This is a genomic window from Aequorivita sediminis, from assembly GCF_032080575.2.
GTDB classification, from domain to species: domain Bacteria; phylum Bacteroidota; class Bacteroidia; order Flavobacteriales; family Flavobacteriaceae; genus Aequorivita; species Aequorivita sediminis.
Genome location: NZ_JAVLSO020000008.1, coordinates 29,526 through 43,293, shown reverse-complemented (window position 1 = coordinate 43,293; position 13,768 = coordinate 29,526). Strand labels below are relative to the sequence as shown.

14 protein-coding genes and 1 tRNA gene are annotated in these 13,768 nt (G+C 35.1%); 2 read left to right on the top strand and 13 right to left on the bottom strand.

Features of this window, described 5'->3' with window-relative positions; translation table 11 throughout:
* Positions 1–356: 356 nt before the first annotated feature.
* The 3 genes from RT250_RS11560 to RT250_RS11550 form a co-directional block, all read right to left on the bottom strand.
* Positions 357–432 (bottom strand) — tRNA-His (locus RT250_RS11560).
* Between the two features lie 111 nt (positions 433–543).
* Positions 544–1,260: a bacillithiol biosynthesis deacetylase BshB1 gene (gene bshB1, locus RT250_RS11555; protein WP_139855639.1), complete on the bottom strand. Its 717-nt coding sequence runs from the start codon at positions 1,258–1,260 to the stop codon at positions 544–546.
* A gap of 5 nt (positions 1,261–1,265) precedes the next feature.
* Positions 1,266–2,420, bottom strand: a complete 1,155-nt coding sequence (locus RT250_RS11550; RefSeq protein ID WP_313114900.1) for a trans-sulfuration enzyme family protein — start codon at positions 2,418–2,420, stop codon at positions 1,266–1,268.
* 196 nt (positions 2,421–2,616) lie between these two features.
* Between RT250_RS11550 and hutI the strand changes: the two genes are divergently transcribed.
* Both hutI and RT250_RS11540 read left to right on the top strand, forming a co-directional pair.
* The gene (gene hutI / locus RT250_RS11545; protein ID WP_313114899.1) at positions 2,617–3,855 is read left to right on the top strand and encodes an imidazolonepropionase; all 1,239 of its coding nucleotides are present in this window, start codon (positions 2,617–2,619) and stop codon (positions 3,853–3,855) included.
* Positions 3,852–4,853 carry a formimidoylglutamase gene (locus tag RT250_RS11540; RefSeq protein ID WP_313114897.1) on the top strand — a complete coding sequence of 334 codons (1,002 nt, stop codon included), beginning with the start codon at positions 3,852–3,854 and terminating at the stop codon, positions 4,851–4,853. The genes hutI and RT250_RS11540 overlap by 4 nt, the downstream gene beginning before the upstream one ends.
* An 86-nt stretch (positions 4,854–4,939) precedes the next feature.
* Here RT250_RS11540 and RT250_RS11535 read toward each other — a convergent pair whose 3' ends face one another.
* The 10 genes from RT250_RS11535 to RT250_RS11490 all read right to left on the bottom strand — a co-directional run bounded on the left by RT250_RS11535 (position 4,940) and on the right by RT250_RS11490 (position 13,751).
* A complete protein-coding gene (locus RT250_RS11535; protein WP_313114896.1) occupies positions 4,940–5,314 on the bottom strand; it encodes a hypothetical protein in 375 nt (124 codons plus the stop codon).
* A 72-nt stretch (positions 5,315–5,386) separates the two neighbouring features.
* Positions 5,387–7,078 carry an energy-dependent translational throttle protein EttA gene (gene ettA / locus RT250_RS11530; protein ID WP_313114895.1) on the bottom strand — a complete coding sequence of 564 codons (1,692 nt, stop codon included), beginning with the start codon at positions 7,076–7,078 and terminating at the stop codon, positions 5,387–5,389.
* A 125-nt stretch (positions 7,079–7,203) separates the two neighbouring features.
* The gene (locus RT250_RS11525) at positions 7,204–7,680 is read right to left on the bottom strand and encodes a DinB family protein (protein ID WP_185098804.1); all 477 of its coding nucleotides are present in this window, start codon (positions 7,678–7,680) and stop codon (positions 7,204–7,206) included.
* Positions 7,681–7,747: 67 nt separating this feature from the next.
* A complete protein-coding gene (locus RT250_RS11520) occupies positions 7,748–7,930 on the bottom strand; it encodes a CAL67264 family membrane protein (protein WP_139855646.1) in 183 nt (60 codons plus the stop codon).
* A 265-nt stretch (positions 7,931–8,195) separates the two neighbouring features.
* Entirely contained in the window at positions 8,196–9,077 is an 882-nt protein-coding gene (locus RT250_RS11515; RefSeq protein WP_313114894.1) for a hypothetical protein, read from the bottom strand.
* 54 nt (positions 9,078–9,131) lie between these two features.
* On the bottom strand, positions 9,132–10,004 hold the full coding sequence (locus RT250_RS11510; protein WP_313114893.1) for a hypothetical protein: 873 nt from the start codon (positions 10,002–10,004) through the stop codon (positions 9,132–9,134).
* Positions 10,005–10,220: 216 nt separating this feature from the next.
* Positions 10,221–11,414, bottom strand: coding sequence for a DegT/DnrJ/EryC1/StrS family aminotransferase (locus tag RT250_RS11505; RefSeq protein ID WP_313114892.1), 1,194 nt, complete (start codon positions 11,412–11,414; stop codon positions 10,221–10,223).
* 137 nt (positions 11,415–11,551) lie between these two features.
* Positions 11,552–12,190: an NAD(P)H-dependent oxidoreductase gene (locus RT250_RS11500; RefSeq protein WP_313114891.1), complete on the bottom strand. Its 639-nt coding sequence runs from the start codon at positions 12,188–12,190 to the stop codon at positions 11,552–11,554.
* Between the two features lie 169 nt (positions 12,191–12,359).
* Positions 12,360–13,586 carry a hypothetical protein gene (locus RT250_RS11495; protein ID WP_313114890.1) on the bottom strand — a complete coding sequence of 409 codons (1,227 nt, stop codon included), beginning with the start codon at positions 13,584–13,586 and terminating at the stop codon, positions 12,360–12,362.
* A 27-nt stretch (positions 13,587–13,613) separates the two neighbouring features.
* Complete coding sequence (locus RT250_RS11490) at positions 13,614–13,751, bottom strand: hypothetical protein (RefSeq protein ID WP_313114889.1); 138 nt, start codon at positions 13,749–13,751, stop codon at positions 13,614–13,616.
* Between the last annotated feature and the right edge of the window lie 17 nt (positions 13,752–13,768).

Sequence of the window (13,768 nt, the reverse complement as noted above, 5' to 3'; positions counted from 1 at the left end):
TTTATTTACTCTAAAATTTACCACTACAGTAATACTTTGAAAGCCATAGCACGCGATAAAATCGCGCGGCAGCGATACAGATGTCCGTTCGAGCGCAGTCGAGAACTTTAAGTGACTGACTTAAATTAGGTCTCGACTGCACTTCCACTCCGCTCAGGGTAAACTTCTCAACCTAAATCGTACCCACAAAAACTCTTAAAACAAAAAAAGTCCTCCTTTTAAGGAAGACTTTGTCTTTTGGGTGGAAGACCGGTTTCCCTTCGACTTCGCTCAGGGTAAACTTCTCAACCTAAATCATACCCACAAAAACTCTTAAAACAAAAAAAGTCTTCCCGTTAAGGAAGACTTTGTCTTTTGGGTGGAAGACCGGTTTCGAACCGGCGACCTCTTGAACCACAATCAAGCGCTCTAACCAGCTGAGCTACAACCACCATTTTATGTGCTTTAAAACACAACGCCGTTAAGCGGATGCAAATATAAATCAATTCTTGTTGTTGTACAACATCAAAACATAAAAATTTGAAATCTTCTTTAAATAAAAGATTAAATCAAATCAAAAATAGAATCAACAGCGGGAAATCTTTCTACCGTAAAGCCCTCAGCGTGCTCAGTTCCAATAAGTCGCCCTAAATCTTGAGCTCTGTAGGTTATACTATCCCTAAAATTTGTAGAAGTTATTGGGGTTTCAGGTTCGTTAGCACCTTCTTGGTGAAACTGACTTTTGTAAGCAAAAACTGTTTCTAGTTTCTTATCCAAGAATCCAGTTACATCTACTACAAAATCAGGTTCAATATTTTTCCATTGAATGTAGTGATAAACAAACTTTGGTCGCCAAGCTTTTTGAACCTGCCCTTCATAAATAGTTTCGATTTTCTGTAAACCACTTAAAAAGCATGCATCACTAGCCAACTTACTACCCTTTCCGTGATCTATATGTCTATCGTCAATTGCATTACACAAAACCACTTCTGGTTGATACTTCCTAATTATTTTTATAATCTCCAACTGTGATGCCTTATCATTTACAAAAAAACCATCAGCAAGTCCTAAGTTATGCCTAAACTCCGCTCCTAAAATTTTGGCAGCATCTGCAGCCTCTTGATCCCGAATTTCTGCCGTTCCACGAGTTCCTAATTCGCCTCGTGTTAAATCTAACAAACCTACCTTTTTCCCTTTGTGTATTTCTTTAGCCAAGGTCGCCGAGCACCCCAATTCTACATCATCAGGATGTGCGCCTATAGCAAGGATATCAATCTTCATATAAATTAATTTTTAATTTTATTAAAAGCACTTTCTATATCGTTTTTTAAATCTGCTACTTCCTCTATTCCTACCGAGAAACGCAGTAAACCATCACTTATCCCCTGCTTTTTTCTAGCTTCAGGAGACAACAAACCGTGTGAAGTTTTAGCTGGCGAAAGAATTGTAGATTCCACTCCTGCTAGACTCATAGATGGTTTTATTAACCTTAAACTCTTTAAAAACTCATTTACATTTAAAGATTCATTAATTTCAAAAGAAAGCATACCAGTATAACCTCTCATCTGCTTTTTAGCAAGCGTATAATCTGGATGCGTTTTTAGACCTGGATAATAAACTTTATCAACTAGAGGGTGTTTCTCAAGCCACTTAGCCATTTTTTTAGCGTTTTTATTTTGCGCTTTTACGCGTAATCCCATGGTTTTCATACTGCGCTCCAAAAGCCAAACAGTATAATCGCTAAGGCTACCACCTAAGTTTTTACCGAGATTCCAAATTACTTTTATATGCTCTTCGCTTGCTGCTACTGCACCGGCACATATATCACTGTGACCACCCATATATTTTGTGGCACTGTGTATCATAATGTCAATTCCGAAATCGGCTGGAGTTTGATTTACTGGGGAAGCAAAAGTGTTGTCTATCATAGAAATAATTCCGTGCTTTTTAGCTAGTTTCGAAATCATTTCTAAATCGGTTATCCGCATCAATGGGTTGGATGGCGTTTCAACAAATATCACTTTTGTATTCATCTGAATTTTCTCTGAAAAATCCTTTTCCGAAAACCCTTCAGTAAATGAATATTCTATTCCAAATTTATGAAACTCTTCAACTACAAAATTATAAGTCCCTCCATATAAAGTTTGAGGTAGCACTACATGGTCGCCTTTGTGAAGAAACGCCAACATTGTTGTGCTAACTGCTGCCATTCCACTTCCGAAGATAAGGGCTGCTTCACATTTTTCCAACATCGCAATTTTCTTGCAAAGCGCCTCTTGATTAGGTGTATTAAAATATCGCGGATATCGCTTTACCTCAACGTCTTCAAAAGCATAGCTACTCGACATGTACAGTGGCGAAATAGCTCCTTTAAACTGTTTATCCTCTAATTCACCTACATGCGTACAAATGGAGTTGAGCCCTAGTTTTTTAGATTTCATAGTTTAGTAATTCAGAAGCTTTAAAGATATAAATTACAAAGAAGAAATTTCAGAATATCAAAACCTATTTCCAAGGCTCGATATATTCTTAAATATCATTTCTGCTCGGTTAACTTCAATTTATATATTTGCCTCTTCTCTTATAGAATTTACTTTCTTTATCTTTATAAAAAATTACAAGAATTAATAAAAGACAATGAAATTACTACTCACTAACATAAAAGAATTACTCCAAGTACGTGAAAACTCTCCTTTAAAATTAAGTGGAAAAGAGATGAAAGATCTCCCTACACTTAAAAATGCTTGGGTGTTTTTAAACAATGGGAAGATTGAAGACTACGGTACTATGGACAATCTGAAAGAATATGAAGGTTTTAAACCCCTAGACTGTTCAGGTAAAATGGTGCTTCCGGCTTGGTGCGACAGTCATAGCCATTTGGTTTATGCTGGAAATAGAGAACAAGAATTTGTAGATAGAATAAACGGTCTTACGTATCAAGAAATAGCCGAAAAAGGAGGTGGGATTGTAAATAGTGCGAAAAAACTTCAAGAAACTTCTGAAGAAGAATTATACAATCAATCGGCAACTCGTTTAGAGGAAATAATGAGTTTAGGTACTGGCGCTTTAGAAATTAAAAGTGGGTACGGACTTACTACAGAAGCTGAAATGAAAATGCTTCGTGTAGCTAAAAAACTTTCTGAGAATTATCCAATAACTATCAAAACTACATTCTTAGGTGCGCATGCAATTCCTACAGAATACAAGGGAAACAAAGATGGATATATGGATTTATTGTGTAACGAAATGCTTCCAAAAGTAGCTGAAAAAGGTCTTGCCGAATATGTAGATATCTTTTGTGAGGAAGGTTATTTCTCAGTTGCAGATATGGAGCGTTTACTCGAAGAAGGAAAAAAATACAACCTAATTCCAAAAGTACACGTTAATCAATTTAATAGTATTGGCGGAATTGAATCGGCAGTAAAACACAAAGCATTAAGTGTAGATCATTTAGAAGTAATGACGGATGAAGATATAGACGCTTTAAAAAACAGTGATACCATGCCAGTGGCGCTTCCTTCTTGTTCATATTTTTTAAGTATCCCGTATGCACCTGGAAGAAAAATGATTGACGCAGGGCTTCCTTTAGCGCTTGCAACCGATTACAACCCTGGTTCTACGCCAAGTGGAAACATGAATTTTGTGGTGGCAACCGCTTGTATTAAAATGCGACTAACTCCAGAGGAAGCTATTAATGCTGCTACTATCAATGGAGCATATGCAATGGGCTTAAGTGATACTCATGGAAGTATTACAAAAGGAAAAGCGGCAAACCTCATCATTACAAAGCCAATTCCATCGTATGGTTATTTGCCTTATGCATTCGGAAGCAATATGATTGATGCTGTTATAATTAATGGTAAGGAAGTAAAATGAATTTAATTAAAATTTACTCCGAAAAAGATGCCGCTCCTTATATCAATAAGCGCGCTGGTGAAACTAAATTTGGTGAAAAAGTTGGTTTCGTTGATTCTCTTGAAAGCTTAAAGAATCATTCGTCTAATTACGTTTTACTAGGTATCCCTGAGGATATTGGCGTTCGTGCAAATTATGGGAATCCAGGAACTTCAAAGGCTTGGAACACTGCATTAGGGAGTATTTTAAATATTCAGCACAATCACTTAACAAATGCTGAGAATGTTATTCTTTTAGGGGAAATAGACTGCGACACTCAGATGAAGCAGGTAGAAAATATTTCAAAAGCAGATAAACATTATGCCGAAAAACTTGGTGAACTTGTATTTCAAATAGACCATAAAGTAGCCGAAGTTATAAAAGCAATAGTTGCAGCTGGAAAATTCCCGATAATTATAGGTGGAGGCCACAATAATAGTTACGGAAATATAAAAGGAACTTCTGAAGGATTAAAAAAACCTATAAACTGTATAAATTTTGATGCACATACAGATTTTCGTGCCTTAGAACACCGCCACAGTGGCAACGGATTTTCTTATGCTTTTGAAGAAGGGTTTTTAAGCAAGTATTTTATATTCGGGCTTCATAGAAACTACACTTCTGAAGTCGTATTTGCTTCGATGAAAAACAATCCTGAGAAAGTGAAATTTAATCTTTTTGAGGATATAGCAATTAATCAAAACAAAAGCTTTTCTGAAGCATTAGCCGAAAGTGAAAGCTTTTGTAGTAAGGATAACTTTGGGATTGAATTGGATATGGATGCTATTGAAATAATGGGAAGTAGTGCAATTACACCAAGTGGTTTTTCAGTAACGCAAGCGCGACAATTCGTCTCCTATTTCGCTAAAAACAAAAACGCGAGCTATGTTCATCTTTGCGAAGGTGCTCCTTCTGCTGGGGTTGCACCAAACCAAGTTGGAAAGGCTATCGCTTATTTAGTAAGCGATGTGATTTCTTAATCCGTTTTAAAAGATAATACAATAAAAAAGTCTGTTAGAACGAATACTTTGCAAATGCTTGTATTTTAGTTCTAACAGACAATAATTTATTTTTTCTCACAAACTACACCCCAAATTGGCAAGGCGGGTTTTGAGGAGTTTATCTTTACTTTATCGTTGCTTATTACGGTAAAGTGTGAAGCATCACCGTACTGAGCGTCAAAAATTGCAGCTAGCGAAAACTTTGGTTTTACAAAATTTAAAGTCTTCCAACTTCCATCAGATGTGTAAGTTCCTTTTTCAGAAATTACCACAGGTTTGTCGTTTGAACCAGGCTGCGGAATACTTTTAAAGTCGAATAAAAAGGTGTTGTTCTCATAGAGTTTTAAAGATACTGAAGCCACGCCGTTACCTAAACTTTTGTAAGATACAACTTCACTTTTCCCTAATACAATTTCCTTAGCGGCCTTAGACGATTTCATAGCGGTATTTTTAGATCCACAGGATGAAATCGTTACTATTAAACCAAGCGCAATAAAATATTTCCACATAATTTATCTAATTAGTTTTTTGTATTTAATACGTTTCGGCATCAAGTCGCCGCCTAAGCGTTTCTTTTTATTCTCTTCATATTCACTAAAGCCTCCTTCGAAATAATACACTTCACTATTACCTTCAAAAGCTAAAATGTGAGTACAAATTCTATCTAAAAACCAACGGTCGTGGCTAATTACTACAGCACAGCCAGCAAAGTTTTCTAAACCTTCCTCTAACGCTCGTAAGGTGTTAACATCTAAGTCGTTTGTTGGCTCATCAAGCAGGAGAACGTTTCCTTCTTCTTTTAACGTCATAGCTAAATGAAGTCGGTTTCTTTCTCCACCAGAAAGCATAGATACTTTTTTGTTTTGCTCGCTACCACTGAAGTTAAAACGACTTAAATAAGCTCTAGAGTTTACTTGTCGGCCACCCATCATAATAAGCTCTTGACCATCGCTGAAGTTCTCCCAAATGGTTTTTTCAGGATCTATATTAGAGTGTGTTTGATCTACGTAAGCAATTTTAGCAGTTTCACCCACTTCAAAAGTTCCTTTGTCTGGGGTTTCTTCCCCCATAATCATCTTAAAAATGGTTGTTTTACCTGCTCCGTTAGGACCGATAATACCTACAATACCTGCCTGTGGTAATTTAAAGTTTAAGTTTTCATAAAGCAGCTTATCGCCAAATGCCTTGGAAACATCATTCGCTTCAATAACATTTGTTCCCAGTCTTGGTCCATTAGGGATGTAGATTTCTAACTTCTCATCCAATTGCTTTTGATCTTGACTTAAAAGCTTGTCGTAATTCTGTAAACGTGCCTTTTGTTTTGTTTGGCGACCTTTAGCTCCTTGACGAACCCACTCCAACTCACGTTCAAGCGTTTTTTGACGTTTTCCAGCTTGCTTTTGCTCTAGTGCTAATCGCTTCGATTTTTGATCTAACCAAGATGAGTAATTTCCTTTCCAAGGAATACCTTCACCTCTATCTAGTTCTAAAATCCAACCAGCAACGTTATCTAGGAAGTAACGGTCGTGAGTAACGGCAATTACAGTTCCTTTATATTCTGCTAAATGATGCTCTAACCAATGAACACTCTCTGCATCCAAGTGGTTGGTAGGCTCATCCAGCAATAGTACATCTGGTTCTCTAAGAAGCAACCTACACAATGCTACACGACGTCTTTCACCTCCTGATAGTACACTAATAAGCTTATCTGGCTCTGGAGTACGAAGCGCATCCATTGCTATTTCTAATTTGGTATCGAGTTCCCAAGCGTTAGTCGCGTCAATTTTATCCTGAAGCTTTGCTTGTTTATTCATCAACTCCTCCATCTTATCAGGATTCTCATACACTTCAGGAAGCCCGAACATGTCGTTAATCTTATTGTACTCATCAAGCACGTCAACAACTTCTTGCACTCCTTCCTTTACAACTTCAAGCACAGTTTTAGATTCGTCTAGTTTTGGCTCTTGTTCTAAGTACCCTACTGTATATCCAGGAGCGAAAACCACATCGCCTTGGTAGTTTTTTTCTTCTCCTGCAATAATGCGAAGCAATGTAGATTTACCACTTCCGTTTAAACCAAGAATACCAATTTTGGCACCGTAGAAGAAACTTAGATATATATTTTTAAGTACAGGAGTCTGGGCACTTTGATAGGTTTTTGTTAACCCAGACATCGAGAAGATTACTTTTTTATCGTCAGACATAATTATTGATTGTAATTTATTATTTATTGTTGAGATTACTCTCTATTATTTTTTGTCGCAAGCGTTATAAATGTGATTTTTAAGCACTGAAATTGATTCATTTTAAACTAGAAACTAATAACCATTTAATGAAGATTAAGAAGTCTTAATACAATTAGCATTTGTCCAGTGTGATACGCAGTGTGTTCAATTACGAGGAGCAATTCGCGTAGCAGTGTTTGTTCTCCTTTTCCATTTTTGACTGCTTTGGTTAGTTGATTTTTCTCATCTAAAAGGAAGTTTTTTAAACGTTCGCGGTCTGTAATATATTCAGCTTTTAGGGTTTCCCATTCTTCAGCATTCTTACATATTTTTTCTTTGGGCCAATAAAAATCTGGCCATTTTGGTGTGATGTAGTCATCAGAACAGGTGAACTTTACAATGTCTTTTTGAGTAAAAACAATATGAAAAAACAATTCATAAAAAGAGTAAGGCAAATTGGCTGGACGAGTATTGATATCTTCAAAAGAAATTTTATCCAACATTTCCATCACGGGCATAAAGGCCTCTCCACCGTAAAGATGCTTTGAAAGTCTTTCTCGTATTAGTTTTTCTTCAGACATAATATTAAACCGAAAACAATAAAAAATTTATATAAATTAAACTTTTTACTGATTACAAATTGCTTTTTTAAACTCTCCCTTTTAATGCGTTAAAAACCCAAGCAATAGCAAAAAAGCCAATACCTACTGAAGCGAAGCCCCAACCAGCAATATCATCGTACCGAAAGGCACCTAAGCCAATAAGAACTAAACCTACTACAATCATTATAAATGTTGCCCATGCCAATACAGTGTTTTTGTTCATTCCCATAGTTTGTTAATTAGAGTTTTTAAATTTTGGGTAAAAACAAATATCGGGAATATTCCATAGATAATCGTTAACAAAATGTTGTAAGTTGAATAGAGAAAATTGAGAAGTTTACATTCCTCCCCTATTTTGAAGTATTAGAAGCTGAAAATCTACGAGTTAATACGAGTTAATACGAGTTAAAGCGTATCAATAATTTGGAGTTTTTATCCGCACCTTGCAATGCTGTACAACTGAAGATGTTATATTCAATAAAAACAGAATTTAATTAATATGAATTTTTTCTGAAGAAATATTCGGCTTCTAGAGGTTTATTAGGGATTGTAGTATGTTCGTGTTTTTTGAACCAAGATACATCCAAGCCTCTTTCGTGTTCTAGATTGTATCTACCCATTACTTCAGTTTTTACATAATTCCAACCTGGTTTAAAATTTAAATTGTAAACAACAGTTGTTTCTGCATCAATAGTATTTGTACCATCTCTTCTCGCTTTTACAGTAGTAGTTTCATTTCCTTTCATCGCAGCTTTTTCATCAACATAAACCAAGTAAACAAGGTATCCCTCATCCCCTTGTGTTAAATTGCTTTGATTCGTTAGATTATAAGTAGTTCGCACCGAATTACCCATAGTTAAATTACCTATAGCATTGCCATTCTTGAGAACCTGAAATGATGTATTTGAGAAATAACCAGTATTTCCATTTTCATAATTAAAATTTGAAATATCAGTAATGTCGAAAAAAACAAGGTTTCCCAGATTATCTAATTTTCGTTCTGTTTTTAATTCTGAGGGTAAATTAATATTAACTTCTCCTGAAGCATTGATAGTCCCCACTTTTATGGTTCTAGGATGCATATCATTTCCTTTGATTTTGAATAACATAACTAATTCTACCGCTCCTTCTTGCCAATTATTGAAGGAGTTGTTTTTACTCATAATAGTATTTTTCCAATACCAATCTTCTTGAGATTCTTTAATTTTCGAATCCCTTTTATTTTCGTTATCCTGAGTTTTATTGTTACTGTTTATTGCTTTCTCAGTGTTTGTATGGGTATCGTGATTTACACTTGTATTAATATCAGAACTTTTACTGTCTTTACAGCTAGTGAGATATATTAAAGCGAGAAATATTATTGCGATTGATTTCATAATATTAATTTCAATGATTAACTATTTGTCCTGATTTTAACTTTACAAGTTGTTTTACAATCCGCGATATTCGTTTCTATTAATAGTAAATTGATGTTTTTCTATAGCAGTACACAGTAAATGTATATCATCTCTGTTTTTTGAGTTTGAAGTAAACTCCATCTCCATAATCGTTGAGTTCTCATCAAATGGAATGTCTATAGTATTTTTGTCGTCACCTATGGCATTAACACTAGCTAGCATTCCTAAAAAACCAATTGGAGCTTCATTTGTAATATAAATCTTACTTGTACCCTCCTCCTGTTTTACCAAATATCCTTTACATTTATACCCTAAAAGGGTCTTGCCTTCAATTGGGATATACTTCATGCCATCAACTCTACTATTACTGCCTTTTTGATTAATCATTTCTTGCATTTCTTCTTGTAAGGGCATATTCATCTTCATTGCCATTTTTTGTCCATTACTATTCATAAAAGTTATCATAGCTTGATTTTCTATATCGTAAACAATAACACTATTGTTTTGACCTGCTACTCCAGTTCCGAAATAACTCGCATTAGGTGCAGCAAAATATTTTAAATTAGAAGTATTTCCGTCTGAGGTTATTTTCATATCTAATGAATACTGAAAGTTATAACTATCAGGAATTCCATCCATATTACCTCCGATTATATTCGGATTTCTGGTTTTCTTTTTAGTTTTGGATTTCTTAGGAGTCTTCTTCGTATTTTTTTCTTTATCACCTTCAATTACCCCATCAATGGTTTTATTTGTTTGTTTTGAAACCTCTCTATCTGTTCTATTTAGCACCGTTCGCTCTACACTGCGTTCAGCCCTTTTAGTTATTTTATCTAATATTTGAGCTTGAATATTGGTTCCTATTAAAAGGAAGACAAATGCTATAAGTATGTTTTTAGTTTTCATAAGTAATGTTTAAATCATTCTACATCACTAAGCTAAAGACGTACATGTTAAGTCATTATCACACATGTTTCAAAAGTTGAAAGAAATGTTTCATTTTCCGAAAACACCTGAAGTAAAAGCAAATTGTGGCTTTCTCAATGGTAATTAGAAGTATTTAAAAACAAAAAGGTCGTCTAAAACAACATTAGACGACTTTTAATAAATAGTGACGAAAATCTATAAAACTGAGATAATCGCTTGTTTCATTGCTTCGGCTCTTTTTTGAACCTCTTTTTCAGTCCAGCCAATTTTAATTAATGAAGAAATTGTACGGCTCATCACTGCATGACTTTTGGAAAAATCGGTATTGTTTAAGTCTTGCATTTGGTTTTTCACTTCCGAAGAAAGGTTGCCTAAGCTCTTTTGATTTCTTAGGTGTTCCCAACCATTTATGTAATGCCAATTATTGGTATACCAATAAAAACAAGCATCGACACCAGCATCAGAAAGTGCTTTATGGGCTTTTTTCGTTAAATCTTCGTTTGGCAGGAAAAAACTCAAAAAAGAATAATTTTCTTCTCCACCCTCAGGCACTTTTCTAAAAGTCACGCCTTCAATAGACTCTAAAGCTTCGCGAAGTATTGTGTAGTTTTCCTTCTGAGTATTTAATATTCCATCTAATTTTTCGAGCTGTGCCAAACCGACTGCGGCATTCAATTCGGATATTCTAAAATTGTATCCTAGAAAGGGATGCGATTCTGCTCCGCGATCGTTTCCAACATGATCGTGTCCGTGATCTTGATAGTGATCTGCGTTTTTTGCGTATTCTTTATTATTTGTAATAATGGCACCGCCTTCCCCACAGGTAATCGTTTTTACATAATCGAAAGAAAAGCATCCTAAGTCGCCATAGCTACCTAGGGGTTTTCCTTCATACGTACCACCTAAAGCTTGGCAGGCATCTTCGAGGAGAATTAAATTGTGTTTATCGCAAATCGCTTTTAAGGTTCTTAAGTCTGCCATAGAACCGCACATATGCACAGGCATAACGCACTTTGTTTTTTCAGTAATTGCAGCCTCTACAGCTTTGGGATCAAGCGTTAAAGTTTCATCGATATCTACCAAAATAGGAACAGCGCCCAGCGCTAAAATAGATTCAAAACTTGCTACAAAAGTAAATGTTGGCATGATAACCTCATCCCCAGCCCCAATTCCAGCAGAGGCTAAGGCTAGAGTTAAAGCTGCTGTACCACTAGAAACTAATTGGCAGTATTCCGCGTCCATTCTTTTAGCGAAAAGCGATTCAAATTCTTTGGCTTTCCAATGATTGTTTCGCATTCCGTCAAAACCATAGCGCATTAAAACACCTGTTTCCAACACATCATTTACTTGTTTGCGCTCTTCAGCGCCAAAAATTTCAAATCCTGGCATGTTTTATATTTATAATAATTAATATTTTTTGAAAAGGTTTAAAGGGATAATTGACTTAGTATTTCAACTATAAACTTACACTTCATATTCTATTTCGTCATAGTTTCCCGAACCCTTTGACTTTATTCAAGCTAAATTTATTTGAACTCTATGGTTAATTCATCAACTCCACGACGTACTTTTTTAAGATTTATAAAAAAATCTGACTCATCGCGATATCCAACTGGCAATACAATAACAGATTCTAATCCTTTTTTGTCAAGACCAAGTAAAGCATCGTATTTTTTCGGTTCAAATCCTTCCATTGGGCAGGCGTCTATTTTCTCGACAGCACACACCGTTAGAAGTGCTCCAAGGGTTAAATAGAGTTGGTTAATCATCCAATCTTTTATTTCTGAACTATCTTTTTCTGTAAACGAATCGATTAGATTTTTTTCAAAAGGTTCCAGAATAGTTCGTGGAGTCTTTCGCAAGCCTTCTACTCTTTTAAAATGGTCTATAATAAATTCTTCATTGATACTTTTTTCAATGCATAAAATTAAAACGTGAGACGCATCTCGTACTTGAGGCTGATTATACGTAATCGGCATTAACTGCTGTTTAATTTCGGAGTTACTAACAACTACTAACTTTAAAGGTTGCAAGCCAAAAGAAGTTGCTGTGAGGTTAAATGCTTCTTTTAAAACATTTAACTTTTCCGATGAAAGCTTCTTAGAAGGATCAAATTTTTTTGTTGCGTAACGCCACTGCAATTTTTCAATAGTAGTAGAAGTCATTTAAAAAATGAATTAATATTAAATGCAAAAATAGCGATAAAAATTTTGAACTTTTATCGCTATTCCATTACTGCTAAATAAACAATTGAAAAATTATTTAATGAGTTAATATGTAATGTAATTTATTTAATTTATTACACCTTATAATATTTAACCCTAAGATTTGTGTTTACTGAACTGTTGTTACTTTAAATTTATACGGTGTATCCCAATGATCAGGAATACTTTCATTATTCCATTGGTTGATAACTGTTTTTCTCGAACCTGCTACCTCTACTTTTAAAATATAAATTCCAGGCTCTAGCACTTGAGTTGTAGTAGTGTAAAACTTACCGCCATCTTCATTAACATCGCCAGAAATAACATCATAATTTACCCCTAAAACCACTCCATCGGACTTTAACATATTAACACGTAATTTTATTGATGTAGGTACTTGAAGAAGTTCCATTTGTAATTTTGCTGGTTCAAAAACTTGCACTTTATAATAATCATGAGTTTGTGGAGAACCTGAATCATTGTAGTTAAATTTATATCCAGTAATTGCATAAGCTTCAATACTTTCATTTTTAGGAATTGCTTTTGCATCCTCTATAAAATCATTTGGCTCGTAACAATCCATTCTGCCTGTAAAGGTATATTCAATAGTATAATTAACAGGATGATCTACATTTATGTAAGACGAATAGATAGCATCTACATCATAACTTACTCCTGGGTGCACCAAAAAGCTCGTTTTTCTTTCCGTGGGAGTCTGGCTTCCTATTGCCGTACCACTCGAAATTGAACCATAAGGATCATCTGATGATCTTATTGTCATCCAAGGAACAACCCCGCTATCATTTGTCAACAAAACAGTGTAGTATCCTCCTCCCGCGTCAGAAACGGCAGTCAGCAAACCAGGGTAATTGTGCTCGTCATTCACTTCTAACCAAGTCCCATTTTTAGTTGCTGTATAATCCCCAACTTCATAAGGACTACAGTCATTTAATTCTGATAATTGTCGTACCCATTTCTGTACATTACCCGACCCGCTATTCCCTACAGAAATTCGAAGCGTATCATCAACGTCTAATTTCATAGTAGCATCATAATAATCGTTATCACTTCCCAATTCCTTATGATCGTATGTGTTATTTTGCTTTGCTACTATTGTTTTCCATTTTATATCTCCTGCGTTAAAAGTCGAATTAGCTGGATTTATAACGGTACCTGTGTTATCTACAACATTTACCAACATTCCGTTATATTCAGGATTATTGCCTCCTACTCTATACCAATCTCCTTGAATGTTATCTAAGGTAAATTGTGGCGGTGCTGTATCTTCATTATCAGAGGAGCAACTCACTAAAAGTGACAGAAACAGCAAATAGATAATTTTAATTGAATTTTTCATAATTTTTTGATTTAGTTAATGGTGGTTTTAGATTTTTTGAAATTTGATAGTTTTAATTACTTTGTTTTTATAGAGAATTTTTAACACATAATTCCCCACTTTTAGATGGTCAATACTCATATATACTTCATCAACTTTATTATCATCTTGAATGGGAGTTTTCATATAATGTGCTTTTCTTA